The organism is Streptomyces sp. NPDC058000 (assembly GCF_042886435.1).
In the GTDB taxonomy this organism is placed as follows: domain Bacteria; phylum Actinomycetota; class Actinomycetes; order Streptomycetales; family Streptomycetaceae; genus Streptomyces.
On record NZ_JBHVQS010000020.1, the window covers coordinates 30,126 to 45,074 of the forward strand.

Below are 14,949 nucleotides of genomic sequence, written 5' to 3' on the forward strand. Positions count from 1 at the left end.
TGACGTCAGCGACGCTCCCACCGACCGGCGTCGGCCATCCGGTCGACCAGCCGGTCGGCCACCCGGTCGACCAGCCACGCGGTCGCCGATGTCACTGCCAGCGCGGTGCACCAGCCCCCAAGGACATCGGTCGGGTAGTGCGCACCCAGGGCGACCTGCGCCCATCCCATCGCGGCGCCGGCCACCAGCGCCACGGCGAGCACGAGCAGTGTGCCGACCGCCCTGCCGAGGCCGAGCCGGCCGGTCACGAGCAGCGCCACCACGACGGAGAGCGCGGTGAAGAAGGCGGTGTGCCCGCTCGGGTAGGACAGATTGTCGCCGTGGATGGTGCGTCCCACCAGGGACTTGATCAGCGTCGCCGTCCCCACGGTCATGCCGACCCCGGCAACCACGAACACCGCTGCGCGAGGACGCCGAAGCAGCAGGCAGCCCGTCACGGTGGCCACGACCAGCGTCGCCGATCCGGCGGGCTCCCCCAAGAAGTCCATGGACAGAGCGACGTACCGCCACGACGGCCCCACACCGTCCATCGCCGCCCAGATCCGCGCATCCACCATGCCGGGCTTGCGGTCGTCGGCATACAGGACCCCGAGCACGACGACCACCAGCGCGGCTAGGGCCGCAATCAGTCCGAGCCGCGCGCGCAGCGACGGGGGCAGCACCTCGGGCACCGGCCGGCCGGTCACACGCCCACCGCGTCCGGTCGACCTGCGTTAGTGACCTTCTTGTCTGCCGTGCGCAGCGTCGGGCGTTGTGGGATTGCGTCGCCGCCCTGCTGGCGCCCCGGGACCGCAACAAGACGCCGACCGCGTTGGCGGAGCCACTGCCCGCGCCCGACGACGGCGGGGCGTTGTTTCCGGACGACGCCGGTGCCCGTAAGTCCGGGCACGCCACGGCCTATGTGTCCCGTCATACCTCGGCTCCCGTGGGCAGGTCGGAAACGGCATCGTCACGGCCACCACAGTCTGTGCAGTCCCGAACTCGCCAGCCTGGCCATGGCCTTGGTCAACTGCATCGGGATCGTCCTCTAGTTGTCACCCTAGCCAACAATCGGGTTCGCCGCCCCCTGCGCCTCCTCCCCTCCCCAGCCTCTCAACCACCTCGATCGGCGGCCTGCCGGATGTCTTCACCTCGAACCACGGCGCCGTGCTCGCTTTCCTCGCCAACGAGGCGTTGGGGGTGCGGAGGAGGGCGCAGGTGCCGATCGAGATCATGTTGGCGTTGGTCTCCTGACCGGCCGTCAGCTGAATCACGGCCATCCGCACGAGCGTGAAACGGTCCAGGCCACCCTCGCCGCCGCCATACCGCACGAGGTCGTCAAGCAGACCCTCCTCCTGGTGCCCTTCCTTCCGGGTGAGCAGGGCGTCAAGGTGGTCCATCAGTTCGCTGCGTGCGGTGACGACCTGTTCCGTTCCGGGGTGCCGGTGAACAGCAGGCGGAGTCGAGATTCGAAGATGGCCCGGTCATCGGCGGGAACACCGAGAAGTTGGCGGCGGCCTTGGATGCCAGTGGGGCGGCGAAGGCAGAGACGGGATCCGCAGGCGGGCCTTGTGCCTCGACGGCGTCGAGGCGCTGTGTTCACTCGCCGTCGAGAGCGCAGGCAACCGGGAGTGCGAGTTCCGGTGCGAGGGTGTGACTCATAGCGCACGTGATGACGCGAGGTGGATGTTCTGGACACCCGTGCAGGTCACCCGCCGACGACTGTGAGCGCGACGACGGTGCGCACTTGCCCGGATATGTCGAAAAATACGGAAACATGCCATTCGCATCCCATTTGCCTGGGCTGCTGGTACTACGCTGGCGGCCGTGACCCCTGGGCCTGGTCTCCGCCTCTCACGTGCTGCTGTCTTCGCGGCGGTGTGTGTGGTGGCATCTGCTCTGGGGCACGCGCTGATGTCCGGTCAGACCACGCCCGTATGGGTGGTGGCGTACGCGTTCGCCGCGACCACGGTGGGCGCGTGGTGGCTCACCGGACGGGAGCGCGGCGCGCTCGTGGTCACCAGCTCCGCCGTGGCTGCGCAGTTCGTGCTGCACACCGTGTTCAGCCTGTCGCAGTTGCCGACGGCATCCGCAATGTCTTCACCGATGGCCGCGCACGACGGCATGGGCGGGATGTCCGGCTCCGTGGGCATGGCGGCCACCGGACACTCCTGGTCCCTCGGCATGGGGCTTGCGCATGGCCTGGCCGCGCTGATCTGCGGGTTGTGGCTGTGGTGCGGTGAGGCGGCGACATTCCGCCTGGGCCGGTCGTTGGTCGCCTCGGTCTTCGCGCCGCTGCGGCGTGCTCGGCGGTCCTTCGCCTACGTCGGCCCGACCTCCCTTGTACGTCCCGGGGCCGCTTACGGTCCCGTTCGGCGGCTGTGCGCGTGGCCGCTGCGATACGCCGTCCTCCGCAGGGGTCCGCCGGCACTTCCGGTCTGCTGCTGACCGCTCGTCCCCGCACGCGGGTCGATGGGCGGATTGCCGATGTGCGCGGATGTCCGCGCGCCGGCTCAATGCCAGCTGATAGCTGGGGCAGCGCCGAGACCACTGTCGGGTCGAACCATCATTGCGGTTTCGATCGTCAAGTCTGGGTTGGCGGCGGTAGCCGAAGCCCAGAACCTTCAGGCCGGGAATATTCGCCGGTTGCGCGCCATGGCGATTCCTTTGGGGGACTCGCATGGCGAAACCGTCTGTGGAGATCTTGGAAGGCGAATCGCTAGATGCCGAAATCGAGAAGAAACATGCCGTCACTTACCTTCGCTCTGCGCCAGCTCAACCGTCATGGACTTCTTGCTCTGCGTTTGTCCCTCGGGGCCGTCTACGTATGGTTCGGGGCCCTCAAGGCAGCTGACTGCACCCCCGTGGGCAAGCTCGTTCGCGATGCCGTGCCGTTCACCACCCCGACCTGGTTCGTCTCTGCGGTGGGCAGCCTGGAAATCGTCGTAGGTCTCTGGTTCCTGTCCGGACGTCGCCTCAAGTGGTTGCTGCCTCTGTTCGCCGCCCACATGCTCAGTACCTTCAGCGTTCTGGTCTTTCTCCCGGGAATCGCTTTCCAGCACGCCAACCCTTGGCAGCTGACCATGACCGGCGAATTCGTCGTCAAGAACCTCGTCCTGCTCAGCGCCGGGCTCTTCCTGTGCAGCCACCCGGACACATCCCGGGGACCCGAGCATGAAATGAGGGCAGCCGTGCGAGCTCTCAGGGTGTGAACTACGAGCTACTCCGCACGGCCTTCCCTGGAGTCACGCACCGAGGGCATGGCCCACCAACTCCGTGGCGAGAACATCCCCTGCACCGTCTACGACCGCACCTCCGGCGGACCCGTACCCGCCGGCGTCGCCACCCTCCTACCCGACCACGCAGTCCGGACCGCCGAGTACATCGTCATGCTCGCCCCCGGAGCCCGCAGACGCGGTCTGGGCACCCAGGCCACCCGCCTCACCCTCGACGACGATCTCGGTGAGCGTGGAGGTCGTACTGGTCTTCTCCCAGTGCGGGCCGTCAGAGGCCGGCGGCAGTGCGCCAGCAGGTTGCCGGTAGCCAGCCCGGGCGGGTGCTGTCCGCCTTATGGGGCGGCGTACCGGCAACACCGTGGTCACCCGGAACCGGGGCCGCTCACACCGCGACCACCTGGGGGACTCCCCCACAGGTCTCGGCAGCCGTCAACCAGCCGATGAGGTCGGCGCGGGCGCGGGCCACCCGGGAGCGCACCGTGCCGATCGGACAGCCCACGACCGCCGCGGCATCCGCGTACGGCATCCCGACCAGCTGGGTGAGCACGAACGCCTGGCGCCGCTCGCCGTCCAGCGCGTCGATCAGCTCGGTCAGCGCCAGTCCGTCGTCGAAGCCCGGCAGTCCGCTGGGCTGCCGGGCTTCGGCGACCGCCTGCCAGTCCTCGACGGCGGCGATGCGCGGACGGGCGGCGGCGGTCCGGTAGCGGTCGATCACCGCGCGGCGGGCGATCGAGAGCAGCCAGGTGCGGGCTCCGGAGCGTCCGGCGAACCGCGGCAGGCCGGTGAGGGCGCGCAGAAACGTCTCCTGGGCGAGGTCGTCGGCGCTGTTCGGGTCGCCGCTCAGGCGCGCTACGAACCTCCACACATCATGGTGGGAGGCGCGGACGAAGCGCTCGACGGCGACCGGGTCACCGTCCCGCGCGGCCAGCGCCAAGCTGGTCAGTTGCTCGTTGTCTACTGCGGTCGGCTTGCCACGGGCCGGACCGACAAGGGCAGGAATCATCGCCATGTGTCCTTCGAGGTGCGGGCCGTACCGAGGCATGGCACAGCCCGTCGCTGAGCGGCACTCCGAGCCCCCGAGCACCCCGTACGAAGGGCGGCGACGACGTCGAGGGACGACGGCCGACGGGCGTGCGTCTACGGGCAGGCCGGAGCACCGCAGGGCCAAGGCCGGCGTGCGGGGCAACAGTTCTCACGGATGTCACAGGCAGCCGCGCGGACACGCCGGTACTCCGCCCGCCACCGAAGCAATGCCCCCTACAGAAAAGGGGAGTGGGGGATCCCAGACAACATCAACAGCATCGCGGCGTCATCGACGACATTCACATCGACGGCATCAACGACATCGAGGGCGTCGATGGCGTCGATGACGGCATTGCGGAATCCCGGGCGGTGCCGGGAAAGTTCCAGGACGAGCGGTCAGCAGCAGATGGAGTGCCCGGGCGGGCCCCTGCGGGAGACGGCGTATTGCAGGAACACCCCACGCAGGCGTACGACGTGCCCCACGGCGGTCACCGGGCACATGGACGGCTTCCGGCCGATCCACCCCAGCGTCGTCAGGACCAGCAGCAACGGCGCGAACAACACCGCGGCCATGCTGCGGGCGAGCCGGAACGCGGCCGCCTCGCCGCGCCACATCCACAGCCCGCACGCCAGCGCGGCCAGCGCGTGGGCGAGGAACATGCCGGGCGCCCCGTGGCCGGCATGCATCGGATGCATCTGACTCATACTCATATCGCCGTGCATGGTGGCCATTTGGTCCATATGGCCCATGTGTGCGGCAGAGGTGGCAGGCATGTCGACCGTGCCCGCCAGGCCCCTCATCCCGGGCATGGCGTCCATCGGCGTCGGTGGGGGCGGGTGGGTGGTCCCCGGGCCGAAGTCGCCCTGGTGCAGTATCCGGGCCGCCGACGCCTGCACGTCGAGCACAGGACCGGCACCCGACGCACCGCGCAACAGCCTTACCGCGCCTTGCCTTTCGGGCGCGACCGCGACAGTCGTACCGGCCTGGCACCTCTGCGCCAAGCTGAACAGGGAGTGCAGACCGAGCTGAGCCACGACGGTGGAACCGGTCACCGCGAACGCGCCGCGCTCCCGCCCCGCCAGCCACCAGGCCGCCCAGCCCGTAGTACCGAGCGCGGCGACCAGAGCCCACCAGGGCAAGGGCTGCGCGGACATCAACGCATGGCCCAAAGCCGCGGTCGTCACGCACACCACCGCGAAGATCGCGGCGCGCACGGCGCGTGAAACCGACCCGGCAGTCATGTTGGACATCGTGCCAGCCGCCCCGCCGACTTGGGAGGGTGAGGGCAAGGTACATCTCCAAGCCCGAGTGATCTCTCGTGGAAGCCCTGGGGGGTGGTAGCAACACTGCGTCCGCCCCCCAGGGCGTGCCCGGTGTCCCGGTTGGCTACGGGCGCTGCGGGCGGGCGAGGCGGCTGCGGTAGAGGGCGACAGCGGCCGTTCCTACGCCCAGGACTCCCGCGATCAGGCCCGCGATGCCCAGGGCCCGGGTGGTCGAGTCGCTCGCGGCGGCGGTGGAAGCCTTGGGAGCCGCGGAGGCGGAGGAGGAGGCTTCGTCTGCGGCCTTGGTGAGCTTCACCACCGGCGCCGGGTTCTCCGGCTCTGCCTGACCGGACTTCGGCACTTCGATCCAGCGCACGACCTTGCCGTCGGAGTAGGTCTGGAGCGCCTTGAAGGCCAACTGGTCGGTGTTGTCAGGAAGTTGACCGAAGGCGACGCTGAAGTCCTGGTACTGGCCGGGCTCGATCTTGCCCTTGGTCCAGGTGATCTCCGAGACGGCTTCGTTGATGGTGCCGTCGTCCGTCTTGATCGGGTTCTTCAGCTTGGTGGTTTTCACCTGCGCGGTCCAGCCGGGCTCAGGAGTGACGAGCACCGAGGGGATGGGGTGGTCGGTGGGCAGCAGGACCTGGACCTGTGTGGTGTCGGCGTTGTCCTCCTCGTTCGGGACCCGGAAGGTGAGGGTGCCGTCGGTGGCGCCCTTCGGGTAGCTGTCGGGGTGGACCGTCACATGCGCGAAGGCCGAGCCCGCGGCGGTGAGCAGCCCTGCTGCGGCGAGGGTGGTGACGAGGGTGGTACGGCGCAGAGCGCGCCGGAGGGTGGTGTGCTTCGGGGACATGGGGACTCCGTACTGATGGTCGTCCGGCGGCGGTGATCGGCCGCCGAGGGGTGTGGGTGGGCAGGCCGCCGTTGCGGGGAACGGCTGGACGGCTCACTCGGGCAGAACTCGGTACGGGCCCGGAAGTGGTGGGCCGCGGCGTGACACGGCGTGGCGCAGTAGGACTTGGCGTAAGGTCCGTTGCCCGGCTGCTCGCCCGACGGGGATGACCGTGTACGCGAGAGTGGGCAGCCGGCCCACACGGGCACCCCTCCACGCCAGCAGCCCCGGCACCAGCGTCATGGCCCTGCGCAGCAGGGACCACAGAGCTGCTTCGCCCCGCCGTAGCCACCAGGACGCGAGCAGGGCCGCCGCCGTGTGTGCCGCGGCGGCATGGGCACTCATCGAGTGGGCGTGCGCCATCATCCGCGTGGCGTGCATGACCGTCGGCGTACCGGTGGCAGTCAGGCGCCGGGCCGGGGACTGGGCGGCGTCGAAGGCCAGGTGCAGGCCGCCCTGGGTGGTGAGCATGGCGCCGCCGATCCGCGGCAGTGACTGCTCCCGGGCGCTCAGCAGATAGCCCGGAACGAGGACGGCGAGGAACCCGGTCCCGTCCGCCCACACCGGTGGCGCCGAGCCCACCGCGAGTTGGTGACCTGCGGCGGACAGCGTCAGGCACACCACGGCGAACACCGTGGCGCGCAGGATCCGCAGCGCCGGGGAGGCATACGCGACGGCCGTGCCTTCCCCTTCAGGCCGGAGCGCGTAGCGGTCCTTCGTCCTCATGCGCAGACCTTCGTTTCGCAAACCTTGGTTTCGCGTCCGCGCCGGGCGAGGAGCACGCGCCACCTGGGTGAAGCGTGCTCCCCTCCCGGCTTGTTGGCCAGATGCCGGCTCGTTGCTCAGCCGAAGAAGCGACGCAGCGGGGCGATCCGGCGGATCACCAGCCAGTCCAGGGTGAGGACGACCAGCATGGAGATCCCAGCTAGGGGCATGGCCACCCCGAGAACCAGCATGATCAGCGCGACGCCACGGGTGGCCCGGACGTCCTGGGCGCGGCGGGGTGCGCCCAGGCCCTTGCCCGTCGGGCGGCGGCGCCACCACATCACGACACCGCTGACGGCCATGCCGATGACGGCGAGGCAGGTGCCTAGTGCGACCAAGAGGTTGGGCAGGCCGAAGCGCTCGCCCTGGTGGAGGGCGATGCCTTCTTCGACGAGCTTGGACAGCAGGCCGTACTGGGGCCAGCCGTAGGAGGCGAGCACCTTGCCGGAGTACTGGTCGAGGAAGAGAGTGCGCTGCTTGGCGGGGTCCGCCTCGGACTTGCCGGAGATCGTGTAGACGCCCCTCGGGCCCTGCGGCAGGGTCACGGTGAAGGTGCCGGGCACGCGCTCACGGTGCGCGACGGCGACGGCCTGCTCGATGGACAGGCTGCCCGGCGCGGCACCGCTTCCGCCCTGACCCCCCATGCGAGCGGCGTGCCGTTCGTGCCCCTCGTGTTGGCCACCGGCCTGCGAGGTCGGGACCTGGACCTTCTCCGCCGCCCAGGGCACGGAGGTGTCGGGGTTGGAGGTGAGGCGGTCGGCGGTGGTCGCCGGGATCTTCGAGGAGACCTTGTAGTCCTCCGCGCTCGGGGCGCCCTGCTTCGTCGCGGTGATGACCTTCTGCAACTGCTGGCCCCACAAGCCCGTCCACGGCAGGCCGGTGGCGATGAGCAGCAGCAGGAAGACGGAGACGGCCGCGCCGACGGTGGCGTGCCAGCGGCGCAGCCCGCGCCGCCCGGTCCGGCCGCGACGTGCGCGGGCCCGCCACCACAGGTAAAGGCCGGTAAAGGTCAGGATCGCGGCCCAGGACGCGGCCAGTTCCACGAGGCGGTCGCCGATCGTCCCGCTGAGCAGGTTGCCGTGGAGGTCGCGGACCTTCTGCATGAAGGTCCTGGCGTTGTCGACCGTCCCCAGCACCTTGCCGTCGCAGGGGTTCACGTACACCGAAACGGTCGGCGCCCAGGGGCCGCCGCCGTCGGCGGCGAGGGTGACCATCGTGCTGTGCGCACGATCGCTCGGCGGCGTCACGGACTGGACGGTCGCCTCGGGCTTCGCCTTGCGCACGGCGTCCACCTGCGCGGCCAGCGGCACCGGCTTGGCGCTCTGCGCGGCGTGGACGGTGCGCAGGTCCTTGTAGACCCAGTTCTCGTAGGCGGGCTTGAACAGGTAGATGCCGCCGGTGACGGCGAGCAGTACCAGCAGTGGGGTGACCAGCAGGCCGGCGTAGAAGTGCCAGCGCCACAGGGTCTTGTACAGCTGGTTACGGGAGGGCCGTGCGCGGTCGGTGCCGCGGTCCGGTTCGGTCTCCGCAGGGGTGTCCGGCATGGTGTCCGGCCTGTCTTCGGACACGCTCGGGGCGTGCGTCATCGCAAGTCGTCTTTCGTCGTACCCCGCGGTCGGGCAGCGCCGACCGCAGGTGATCGCAGCAGGAATCCGGGCAGCCGCGAGTACAGACACGGCCGCCGGGCGACGGACGGGCGTACCGGGACGCCGTCCGGGATGCCGCGTGTGCGCCGCGCAGGGCACGGCGAAGCACAGGCCCCGGCTGGCGGAGCCCGCACACCACGCGGGATCAGTACGAGAAGGACAACGGAGGGCCGCGGCGAATGACGGCGTGCCGGACAACCGCCAAATGCGGTTGCGCGGCCGCGGCCCGGGGCCGGACCCGCCGGGGTCCGACGTGCGCGACGGGCACCGTCACGCCCGCGAGGAGCAGCCGCAGCAGCCGGTACAGCGGCCGGTCGGCAGCGGCGGCCAACGCAGCGAGCAGCGCGAACAGCGCACGCTCACCGCGGTGCAGCCACCAGGCACACACCAGGCCCGCCAACAGGTGCGCCGCCAGCATGCCGAAGCCGGCGTGATGCATGGCAGGCATGGGGTGCATGCCCGCCATGGTGCGCATGCCGGCCATGGAGTCCATGGCGTCGGCCGGGGAACCGCCGCGAGCCACTCCCCCGGCGGGCTGGCGCACGGGCGGACTGTCCCAGTCCATGCCCGCAGCCCGCACGACCTGCCGCATCGACCGGTCAAGGAAGGGTGTCGATCCCGCCGGGCCCGGGTGGCCGCACAGCAGCAGATCGGCCCAGGCCGCGGCCTTGCCGGGCGCTTGGGCAGGTGCCGCGATCCCCTGCGCCCAGGAGAAGAACACGTGCAGGCCGCCCTGGCAGGCGAGCACCCCGCCGGCGATGACCGGCAGGGACCGCTCACGGCCGGCGGCCAGCCCGGCGCACACGAACACCGCCACCGCGGCCGCCGCCAACGCCCACCCCGGTATCGCCGGACCGGACATCACGGCATGCCCTGCCGCGGACAGCACGACGCAGACCGCGGCGAAAACCGCGGCCCGGACATATCGCACAGCAGCGGTGACAGGCATGGCGCCGACATCATGCCAAGGGGCTCAGACACTTTCGGACAGGGGGTGGCCGAATGCCGACCAGGCGTGTCCAAACGATCAACGCCAGCTTGATCATTGCCGCCCGCCCGCCGATCCCGTCGGCGCACGCGCACTGGACGCTGCCACCGACGACCGGGCTCCGCGGCGGCATACCGCGTCGTGGTTCAGCCGAACCGATCAGTCCTGTGTTGGTGGCCAGTCGAGATGGTTCTGATCCACTTCTTGTGGGGCGGTTGCGGAGCGTCATGATGCTCAGTGAGCGAGGAGTATCTGCGGGCGGAGAAGGTCGAATCCGGCGCGACCATACCCGTCCCCCTTGATCCGTTTCACCCCATTTACATTGCCCTCGACCTTGCCCGAGCTCCACTCCAAGGTTCGCCCGACGATGACAGCATCGAAGTCCTGGCGCAGGCCACGGACCAGGCTCTGCAGCGGCTTCATCCCGGCGTTCTCGGCGCGGGCGAGCCAGCTCTCGAACTCGCTGCCACGGCGCTCGGTGGTGCCGGCTCGCCGGTAGGCTCGGCCAGGCAACTGCGGTGTGCGGCAACGCATTTCTCGACCGCTTCGATCAGGTTCTTCCACAGATGGAAGCGGTCCGCCACTTGTATCGCGTCGGGGCAGGCGGTGCGCACGGCCTCGGCGTAGGCGCTGGCCCGGTCCCTGCAGACGATCTCCGCTGCGGGGTGCGCCCGTAGCCAGGCGGCGAGGGTGTCCGCAGTGCGGTCGGGGAGGACGTCCGCTCGCTCCCCGGTCTCCACGTCCAAGATGATCGTCCCGTAGGCGTGGCCCTTCTTCAGAGCGAAATCGTCCACAACCAGGACCCGCGGTGCAGCGCCGACGTGCTTGTCAGGAAGCCTGCGCACCAGTCTGAGCAGGGAGTTCGCGCCGGTCGGGACGGACAGGTGCGCAGCCAAACGGGCCGCCGGGCGCCCAGCCAAGGCCAGCGCGATCTTCTCCGGCGCGCGGCGTAGGGACGAAGTGCGTCGCGCGAACCGCTCAGTGAGACCGTCCACCTGCTCGACAAACGTACGGCGACCGCACTCCGCCACCGGGCACAGGAACCGCCGCACTGCCAGGTCAATCACGATCTTCCTCCCAGCAACCGCGAGGTCAGCCAAGCGCCGCCGGTATCCGCCGTGGACGCGGCCAGACACCGCACCGCACCCAGGCAGGCCGCCTCCCGGGTCACCGTCCGCGCCGCGAAGGACACCACGTCATCGTCCACCATGACCTGCTCGACCACCACGGGCACCAGCTGGGAGAAGCCCGTCAAGAGCACGCTGCAATCACACGGACGGCGATCCTTCCAGGTGTCCTTTGACAGCGAACCCAGTCGCTGCGTCATCCAACCCAGTCGACGCCGCTGGCATCGCCCCGGCACACCAGCTTGAGCGGAGCTGTCGATGCTGCATCTCCGCAGTTGCCGGGCCGATGAGGACTTCCACGACGGCAGGCAGCGACACCGCCCCAGCTCCCACAATGACCGGTGCAAGAGGCCACTTGGACAGGGAAAACGCAACTTCGACATGGCCCGCAGAGGCAGCTACCTTCACCTGGTCTTCGGCGATCGCCCACGGTCGCACAGGAGTTCCTTCAGGCTGAGCCACCCGCGACGGGATGAGCTGGTCACGCCCACGAATCCTCGCCCTCATGCCCAAGCCACCGAACCGGGTCCACACCAGGCACCCCCAACCAGGGAGAGACGCATGCCCCATCTTGCTCTGTACACATTCGGCGTCCTGAAGTCATCTCTCGCCGATCCCGCACCTCTCACGCGCGAGCTCCACGACAGCGGCGCGGCCATCTACCGGAAGATCAGCCAGCACCCCGGATACCTCGCGCGTGCTGTAGCGGCAGACGGCAACCGGGGCTCACACTTCGACTTGGACTGGGGTGCCTGGGGAGAGTTCGCCGTACCGACCTGGTACGGCAAGGGCCGTACGGTGGAAACCACCGCCCTGGACGCGGCCCTCTCACTCTGGACCGACCTGCGCCCCGCCTTCGACGCCATCTACACCGGTCTGCACCGTGAGGCGCTGAACAGGCGTTACGACTGGTTCGAGAGGACAGGACACCCGAGTTACGTGTGCTGGTGGGTCTCCGACGGCGTGATACCCACCTGGCGGGACGGGGTTTCCAGGCTGGAACACCTCCACGACCACGGCTCCGCGCCGCACGCCTTCGCCTTCCACCACTCGTTCGCCCCGGAGGGAACTCCGACCAGGATCAAAGGCATCGGGCCGAAGAGCGACCAGGTTCGCTGACAAGGAAGCCTGAACGACTGGGTCCGCTGTCAAACGCCCGATTGAATGACGGCGAACACCAGGGGATCGTGATGCCGCGTCACCGGCCCACAAGAAGTGGATCAGAACCATTCCGCCTGGCCGCTGTCAGTCCTGCCAGCCCTGGTGGCTGGGCCGTCCGTCGCACTCGATCAGGCGGCCCAGCTCAGCGGCCTTCGCCCGGGGCATGAGGGTCCAGCCGCCGTCGGTGCGGCGAAGCGCTGCCAAGTGCCAGGGGAGACCGGAGAAGGACTCCGCGCCAAGGAGGTCTGCCGGGCACTCGGCCGCGGCACCGAGGCCCAGCACACCGAAAACTCCCGCGCCAGGCTGAAACGCCTGGCGACCCGCGGCATCCTCACCGAGTCCGAACCCGAGCTGTTCAACTCGCCAAGGCAGCACCAGCCAACCCAGAGACCAACTCAATCTGAAATTCGGCGAACTCTCGCAGAACACGAGCCAGCCGGGCTGGCCAGAGGCCGTCTGGGAGATCGTGTCGTGGAGCCGCTCGCCACTGCGGTTGCCTGCCTGAACGGCGAAGTACGCCAGGCTGCCCCACAGCACCAGCCACAGCAGCCGCGCCGTGGTCATGCCGACGGGGCGCTCGGCCACGAACCATGACCGCTCCCGAGGTTCGGCTTCGCTGCGGGTGGGCCACAGTAGGACGGCCAGAAGCGCGTAGAGGATGACGGCTCCAGGGGCGCCGGAGACTGGGCTGGCGGTGCCGGTCAGCACCCCGCCGACGCCTTCACCGAACCACCAGACCCCGAGCGACCAGGCGATCGAGGCGGCGAGCGCGGGCTTGACGGTAGGGCGCCAGGCGATGCCGAGTCCCAGCAGCACCTGGATGGTCGCGAAGGCCGCGTTGGTGCTGACGGGATGGTGTTCGACGATCCGTAGCGAGCTGAATCGCCGGATGAGGTGGCGGGCTGCGGGCCTGGTCACCGAACGTCGCAAGCGGAGTGCGGCCGTTGTCGTTCCAGGCCAGGCCGGCCCAGATGCCGGCGGCCAGGACGCCGATGCCGGTGAGTGCCTGGGACAGGCCCTGGGCGGTGCCTTGGGCGTGGTCGGGGACGAGGGTGGAGATCCAGGCTTTGCCGACTCCGTCGGTGCAGGCGTTGAAGCCGCCGTACAGGGCCAGGACGGTGAAGACCTGCCAGTTCTGGTGGGCATAGGCCAGTCCGAGGTAGCCGGCGGCGAAGAAGAGCAGGCCGAGAGCGTAGACGGTGCGGCGGGGCAGCCGGTCGGAGAGGGCTCCGGCGGGGTAGGAGGCAGCGGCGTAGGTGAGGTTGTAGAGGGCGTAGGCGGCGATGACGGCGGCGGTGGAGAGGCCGAGTTGATGGGCGCGCAGGAGCAGGAGTGCGTCGGGGAAGTTGACCAGGGCGAAAAGGGTCAGGGCGGCGACCACCCGCCAGTAGCGGGCGGGCAGTGAACGGAGGGGAACGGGTGCGTTCCGTGCGCCGTCGGCAGCGCACGCGACCGCGCCGACGACCCGCTCCCCGGCACGCCCCGACGCCCACGCTCATGCAATCCCCCTGCACTTCCCCGCACGCCGCACGTACGCCCCACGTGACCTCCCGCCGACGACAGGGGAACCTCCATGCCAAACAGCTCACGCATACCCCTCAGATCACGCGCAATCGGCAGGCGACGGCTCGCCGCCCTCGCCACGGCGGCCGCGACCTTCGCGCTCACCGGAACCCTGATCGCCGCCCAACCAGCCGCCGGGATCACCTCCGCCACCGCGATCTCTCACAGGCCCTCTCCCCAGGCGGCGTTGGCACAGGTCAGCAGCGACCCCTTCACCAACTCCTCCAGCCAGCACGCCACCGAGCTGGAGCCCGACACGTTCGCCCACGGCAACACGATCGTGAGCTCGTCGCAGGTCGGCCGGTTCACGGATGGGGGCGCGTCCGACATCGGCTGGAACGCCTCGACCGACGGCGGCGCGACGTGGCAGCACGGCATGCTCCCAGGCATCACCACCTATGAAGGCGGCGGCAGTTGGGCCCGGGCCTCCGACCTCTCGGTCGCCTACGACGCCAGGCACGGCACCTGGATGGTGACCGGCCTGGTCATCGACACCAACGTCAACGGCGCGGGCGTCACCGTCAGCCGCTCTCCGAACGGCACGAACTGGCATAAACCGGTCATGGCGGTGGGCAATGACGGCCAGGGCTACGACAAGGAATGGATCGTCTGCGACAACTCGACCGGCAGCCCCCACTACGGCAGCTGCTACATCGAGGTCGACGTCACCTCATCCGGCAACACGGCCAAGATCGGCCTCTACTACTACTTCTACCCGAAGGCCAACTGCTCAGCCTCCACCTGCCAGTTGGAGGTCGGCCACCTCTCCCCCGCCAACGGCGGCTCCACCTGGAACACGGCCCAGACCATCGCCGCACCGATGTCCCTGAACCAGATAGCCGGCACCACCCAGGGCAGCATGGTCGGCGACTACCTCTCCACCTCCGTCATCGGCGGCAAGGCGGTTTCCGTCTTCGCCGTTGGCAAGGCTCCGACAGGCGGCCAGGCATTCGACGAGGCCATGCACACCGCGGGCGGCCTCGCCGTCAACGGCGGCCCGGTAAGGGCGCAGCAGGCCGCGCACGACTCGGCGCCCAACCCGGGCGTCGGCGCGGGACGTGTTCCCCTGCGCACCGCGCGCTGATGTGCGAGCCGAAGCGGTGCCGGCACGGCCTCGATCCCAGTCGGGCCGGCACCGACCAGCGGGCATGTCAGCCTGACCGACCCATGGTCCAGCGCACCCCAAAACCAAGCCAATCGCAAACTTCAGACCATATTTGCTAACGCCCCATATCCGACGCTGACGCGAGCACGCCAAGATCTCCCCCAGTTATCGGGCACACCGGCGCCCGTGACGGGGAGGAGA

Annotated in this window: 17 protein-coding genes; 4 read left to right on the forward strand and 13 right to left on the reverse strand. The window is 69.5% G+C overall.

Features of this window, described 5'->3' with window-relative positions:
• Positions 1–5 precede the first annotated feature (5 nt).
• Together ACFVT2_RS20600 and ACFVT2_RS20605 are read right to left on the reverse strand one after the other, a co-directional pair.
• Positions 6–686, reverse strand: coding sequence for a phosphatase PAP2 family protein (locus ACFVT2_RS20600; RefSeq protein WP_390019733.1), 681 nt, complete (start codon positions 684–686; stop codon positions 6–8).
• Between the two features lie 348 nt (positions 687–1,034).
• Positions 1,035–1,379, reverse strand: coding sequence for a hypothetical protein (locus ACFVT2_RS20605; protein ID WP_390019735.1), 345 nt, complete (start codon positions 1,377–1,379; stop codon positions 1,035–1,037).
• 487 nt (positions 1,380–1,866) lie between these two features.
• Here ACFVT2_RS20605 and ACFVT2_RS20610 point away from each other — a divergent pair, with 487 nt between their 5' ends.
• Together ACFVT2_RS20610 and ACFVT2_RS20615 are read left to right on the forward strand one after the other, a co-directional pair.
• A complete protein-coding gene (locus ACFVT2_RS20610) occupies positions 1,867–2,427 on the forward strand; it encodes a hypothetical protein (protein WP_390019737.1) in 561 nt (186 codons plus the stop codon).
• Between the two features lie 416 nt (positions 2,428–2,843).
• The gene (locus ACFVT2_RS20615; RefSeq protein ID WP_390019740.1) at positions 2,844–3,191 is read left to right on the forward strand and encodes a hypothetical protein; all 348 of its coding nucleotides are present in this window, start codon (positions 2,844–2,846) and stop codon (positions 3,189–3,191) included.
• Positions 3,192–3,597: 406 nt separating this feature from the next.
• Here ACFVT2_RS20615 and ACFVT2_RS20620 read toward each other — a convergent pair whose 3' ends face one another.
• From ACFVT2_RS20620 to ACFVT2_RS20660, 9 genes are all read right to left on the reverse strand, one after another.
• On the reverse strand, positions 3,598–4,218 hold the full coding sequence (locus tag ACFVT2_RS20620; RefSeq protein ID WP_390019742.1) for a sigma-70 family RNA polymerase sigma factor: 621 nt from the start codon (positions 4,216–4,218) through the stop codon (positions 3,598–3,600).
• 416 nt (positions 4,219–4,634) lie between these two features.
• Positions 4,635–5,480: a PE-PGRS family protein gene (locus ACFVT2_RS20625; RefSeq protein WP_390019746.1), complete on the reverse strand. Its 846-nt coding sequence runs from the start codon at positions 5,478–5,480 to the stop codon at positions 4,635–4,637.
• Between the two features lie 145 nt (positions 5,481–5,625).
• A complete protein-coding gene (locus ACFVT2_RS20630) occupies positions 5,626–6,354 on the reverse strand; it encodes a YcnI family protein (RefSeq protein ID WP_390019748.1) in 729 nt (242 codons plus the stop codon).
• 93 nt (positions 6,355–6,447) lie between these two features.
• Positions 6,448–7,119, reverse strand: a complete 672-nt coding sequence (locus ACFVT2_RS20635) for a hypothetical protein (RefSeq protein WP_390019750.1) — start codon at positions 7,117–7,119, stop codon at positions 6,448–6,450.
• Between the two features lie 116 nt (positions 7,120–7,235).
• Positions 7,236–8,726 carry a PepSY-associated TM helix domain-containing protein gene (locus tag ACFVT2_RS20640; RefSeq protein ID WP_390019753.1) on the reverse strand — a complete coding sequence of 497 codons (1,491 nt, stop codon included), beginning with the start codon at positions 8,724–8,726 and terminating at the stop codon, positions 7,236–7,238.
• Positions 8,727–8,949: 223 nt separating this feature from the next.
• Positions 8,950–9,753 (reverse strand): hypothetical protein, encoded by an 804-nt coding sequence (locus tag ACFVT2_RS20645; protein WP_390019755.1) that lies wholly within the window; start codon positions 9,751–9,753, stop codon positions 8,950–8,952.
• Positions 9,754–10,026: 273 nt separating this feature from the next.
• Complete coding sequence (locus ACFVT2_RS20650; protein WP_390019757.1) at positions 10,027–10,326, reverse strand: transposase; 300 nt, start codon at positions 10,324–10,326, stop codon at positions 10,027–10,029.
• Positions 10,212–10,892: an ISL3 family transposase gene (locus ACFVT2_RS20655; RefSeq protein WP_390019759.1), complete on the reverse strand. Its 681-nt coding sequence runs from the start codon at positions 10,890–10,892 to the stop codon at positions 10,212–10,214. Before ACFVT2_RS20655 ends, ACFVT2_RS20650 begins: the two co-directional genes overlap by 115 nt.
• Entirely contained in the window at positions 10,856–11,053 is a 198-nt protein-coding gene (locus ACFVT2_RS20660; RefSeq protein ID WP_390019761.1) for a hypothetical protein, read from the reverse strand. Before ACFVT2_RS20660 ends, ACFVT2_RS20655 begins: the two co-directional genes overlap by 37 nt.
• Before the next feature lie 427 nt (positions 11,054–11,480).
• Here ACFVT2_RS20660 and ACFVT2_RS20665 point away from each other — a divergent pair, with 427 nt between their 5' ends.
• A complete protein-coding gene (locus ACFVT2_RS20665) occupies positions 11,481–12,038 on the forward strand; it encodes a DUF3291 domain-containing protein (RefSeq protein WP_390019763.1) in 558 nt (185 codons plus the stop codon).
• A 126-nt stretch (positions 12,039–12,164) separates the two neighbouring features.
• On the opposite strand, the gene ACFVT2_RS20670 is transcribed toward ACFVT2_RS20665, so the two are convergent.
• Together ACFVT2_RS20670 and ACFVT2_RS20675 are read right to left on the reverse strand one after the other, a co-directional pair.
• A complete protein-coding gene (locus ACFVT2_RS20670) occupies positions 12,165–12,896 on the reverse strand; it encodes a hypothetical protein (protein ID WP_390019765.1) in 732 nt (243 codons plus the stop codon).
• Positions 12,802–13,461, reverse strand: a complete 660-nt coding sequence (locus ACFVT2_RS20675) for an MFS transporter (protein ID WP_390019768.1) — start codon at positions 13,459–13,461, stop codon at positions 12,802–12,804. The genes ACFVT2_RS20670 and ACFVT2_RS20675 overlap by 95 nt, the downstream gene beginning before the upstream one ends.
• A 192-nt stretch (positions 13,462–13,653) precedes the next feature.
• Between ACFVT2_RS20675 and ACFVT2_RS20680 the strand changes: the two genes are divergently transcribed.
• Complete coding sequence (locus ACFVT2_RS20680) at positions 13,654–14,727, forward strand: hypothetical protein (RefSeq protein ID WP_390019770.1); 1,074 nt, start codon at positions 13,654–13,656, stop codon at positions 14,725–14,727.
• Positions 14,728–14,949 lie beyond the last annotated feature (222 nt).

What these genes read in the sequence shown, in the direction of transcription:
- ACFVT2_RS20620 (WP_390019742.1), bottom strand. Translation starts at nt 4,218, where the DNA reads ATGATTCCTGCCCTTGTCGGTCCGGCCCGTGGCAAGCCGACCGCAGTA.
- ACFVT2_RS20665 (WP_390019763.1), top strand. Translation starts at nt 11,481, where the DNA reads ATGCCCCATCTTGCTCTGTACACATTCGGCGTCCTGAAGTCATCTCTC.
- ACFVT2_RS20605 (WP_390019735.1), bottom strand. Translation starts at nt 1,379, where the DNA reads ATGGACCACCTTGACGCCCTGCTCACCCGGAAGGAAGGGCACCAGGAG.
- ACFVT2_RS20635 (WP_390019750.1), bottom strand. Translation starts at nt 7,119, where the DNA reads ATGAGGACGAAGGACCGCTACGCGCTCCGGCCTGAAGGGGAAGGCACG.
- ACFVT2_RS20650 (WP_390019757.1), bottom strand. Translation starts at nt 10,326, where the DNA reads ATGCGTTGCCGCACACCGCAGTTGCCTGGCCGAGCCTACCGGCGAGCC.
- ACFVT2_RS20645 (WP_390019755.1), bottom strand. Translation starts at nt 9,753, where the DNA reads ATGCCTGTCACCGCTGCTGTGCGATATGTCCGGGCCGCGGTTTTCGCC.
- ACFVT2_RS20680 (WP_390019770.1), top strand. Translation starts at nt 13,654, where the DNA reads ATGCCAAACAGCTCACGCATACCCCTCAGATCACGCGCAATCGGCAGG.
- ACFVT2_RS20630 (WP_390019748.1), bottom strand. Translation starts at nt 6,354, where the DNA reads ATGTCCCCGAAGCACACCACCCTCCGGCGCGCTCTGCGCCGTACCACC.
- ACFVT2_RS20625 (WP_390019746.1), bottom strand. Translation starts at nt 5,480, where the DNA reads ATGACTGCCGGGTCGGTTTCACGCGCCGTGCGCGCCGCGATCTTCGCG.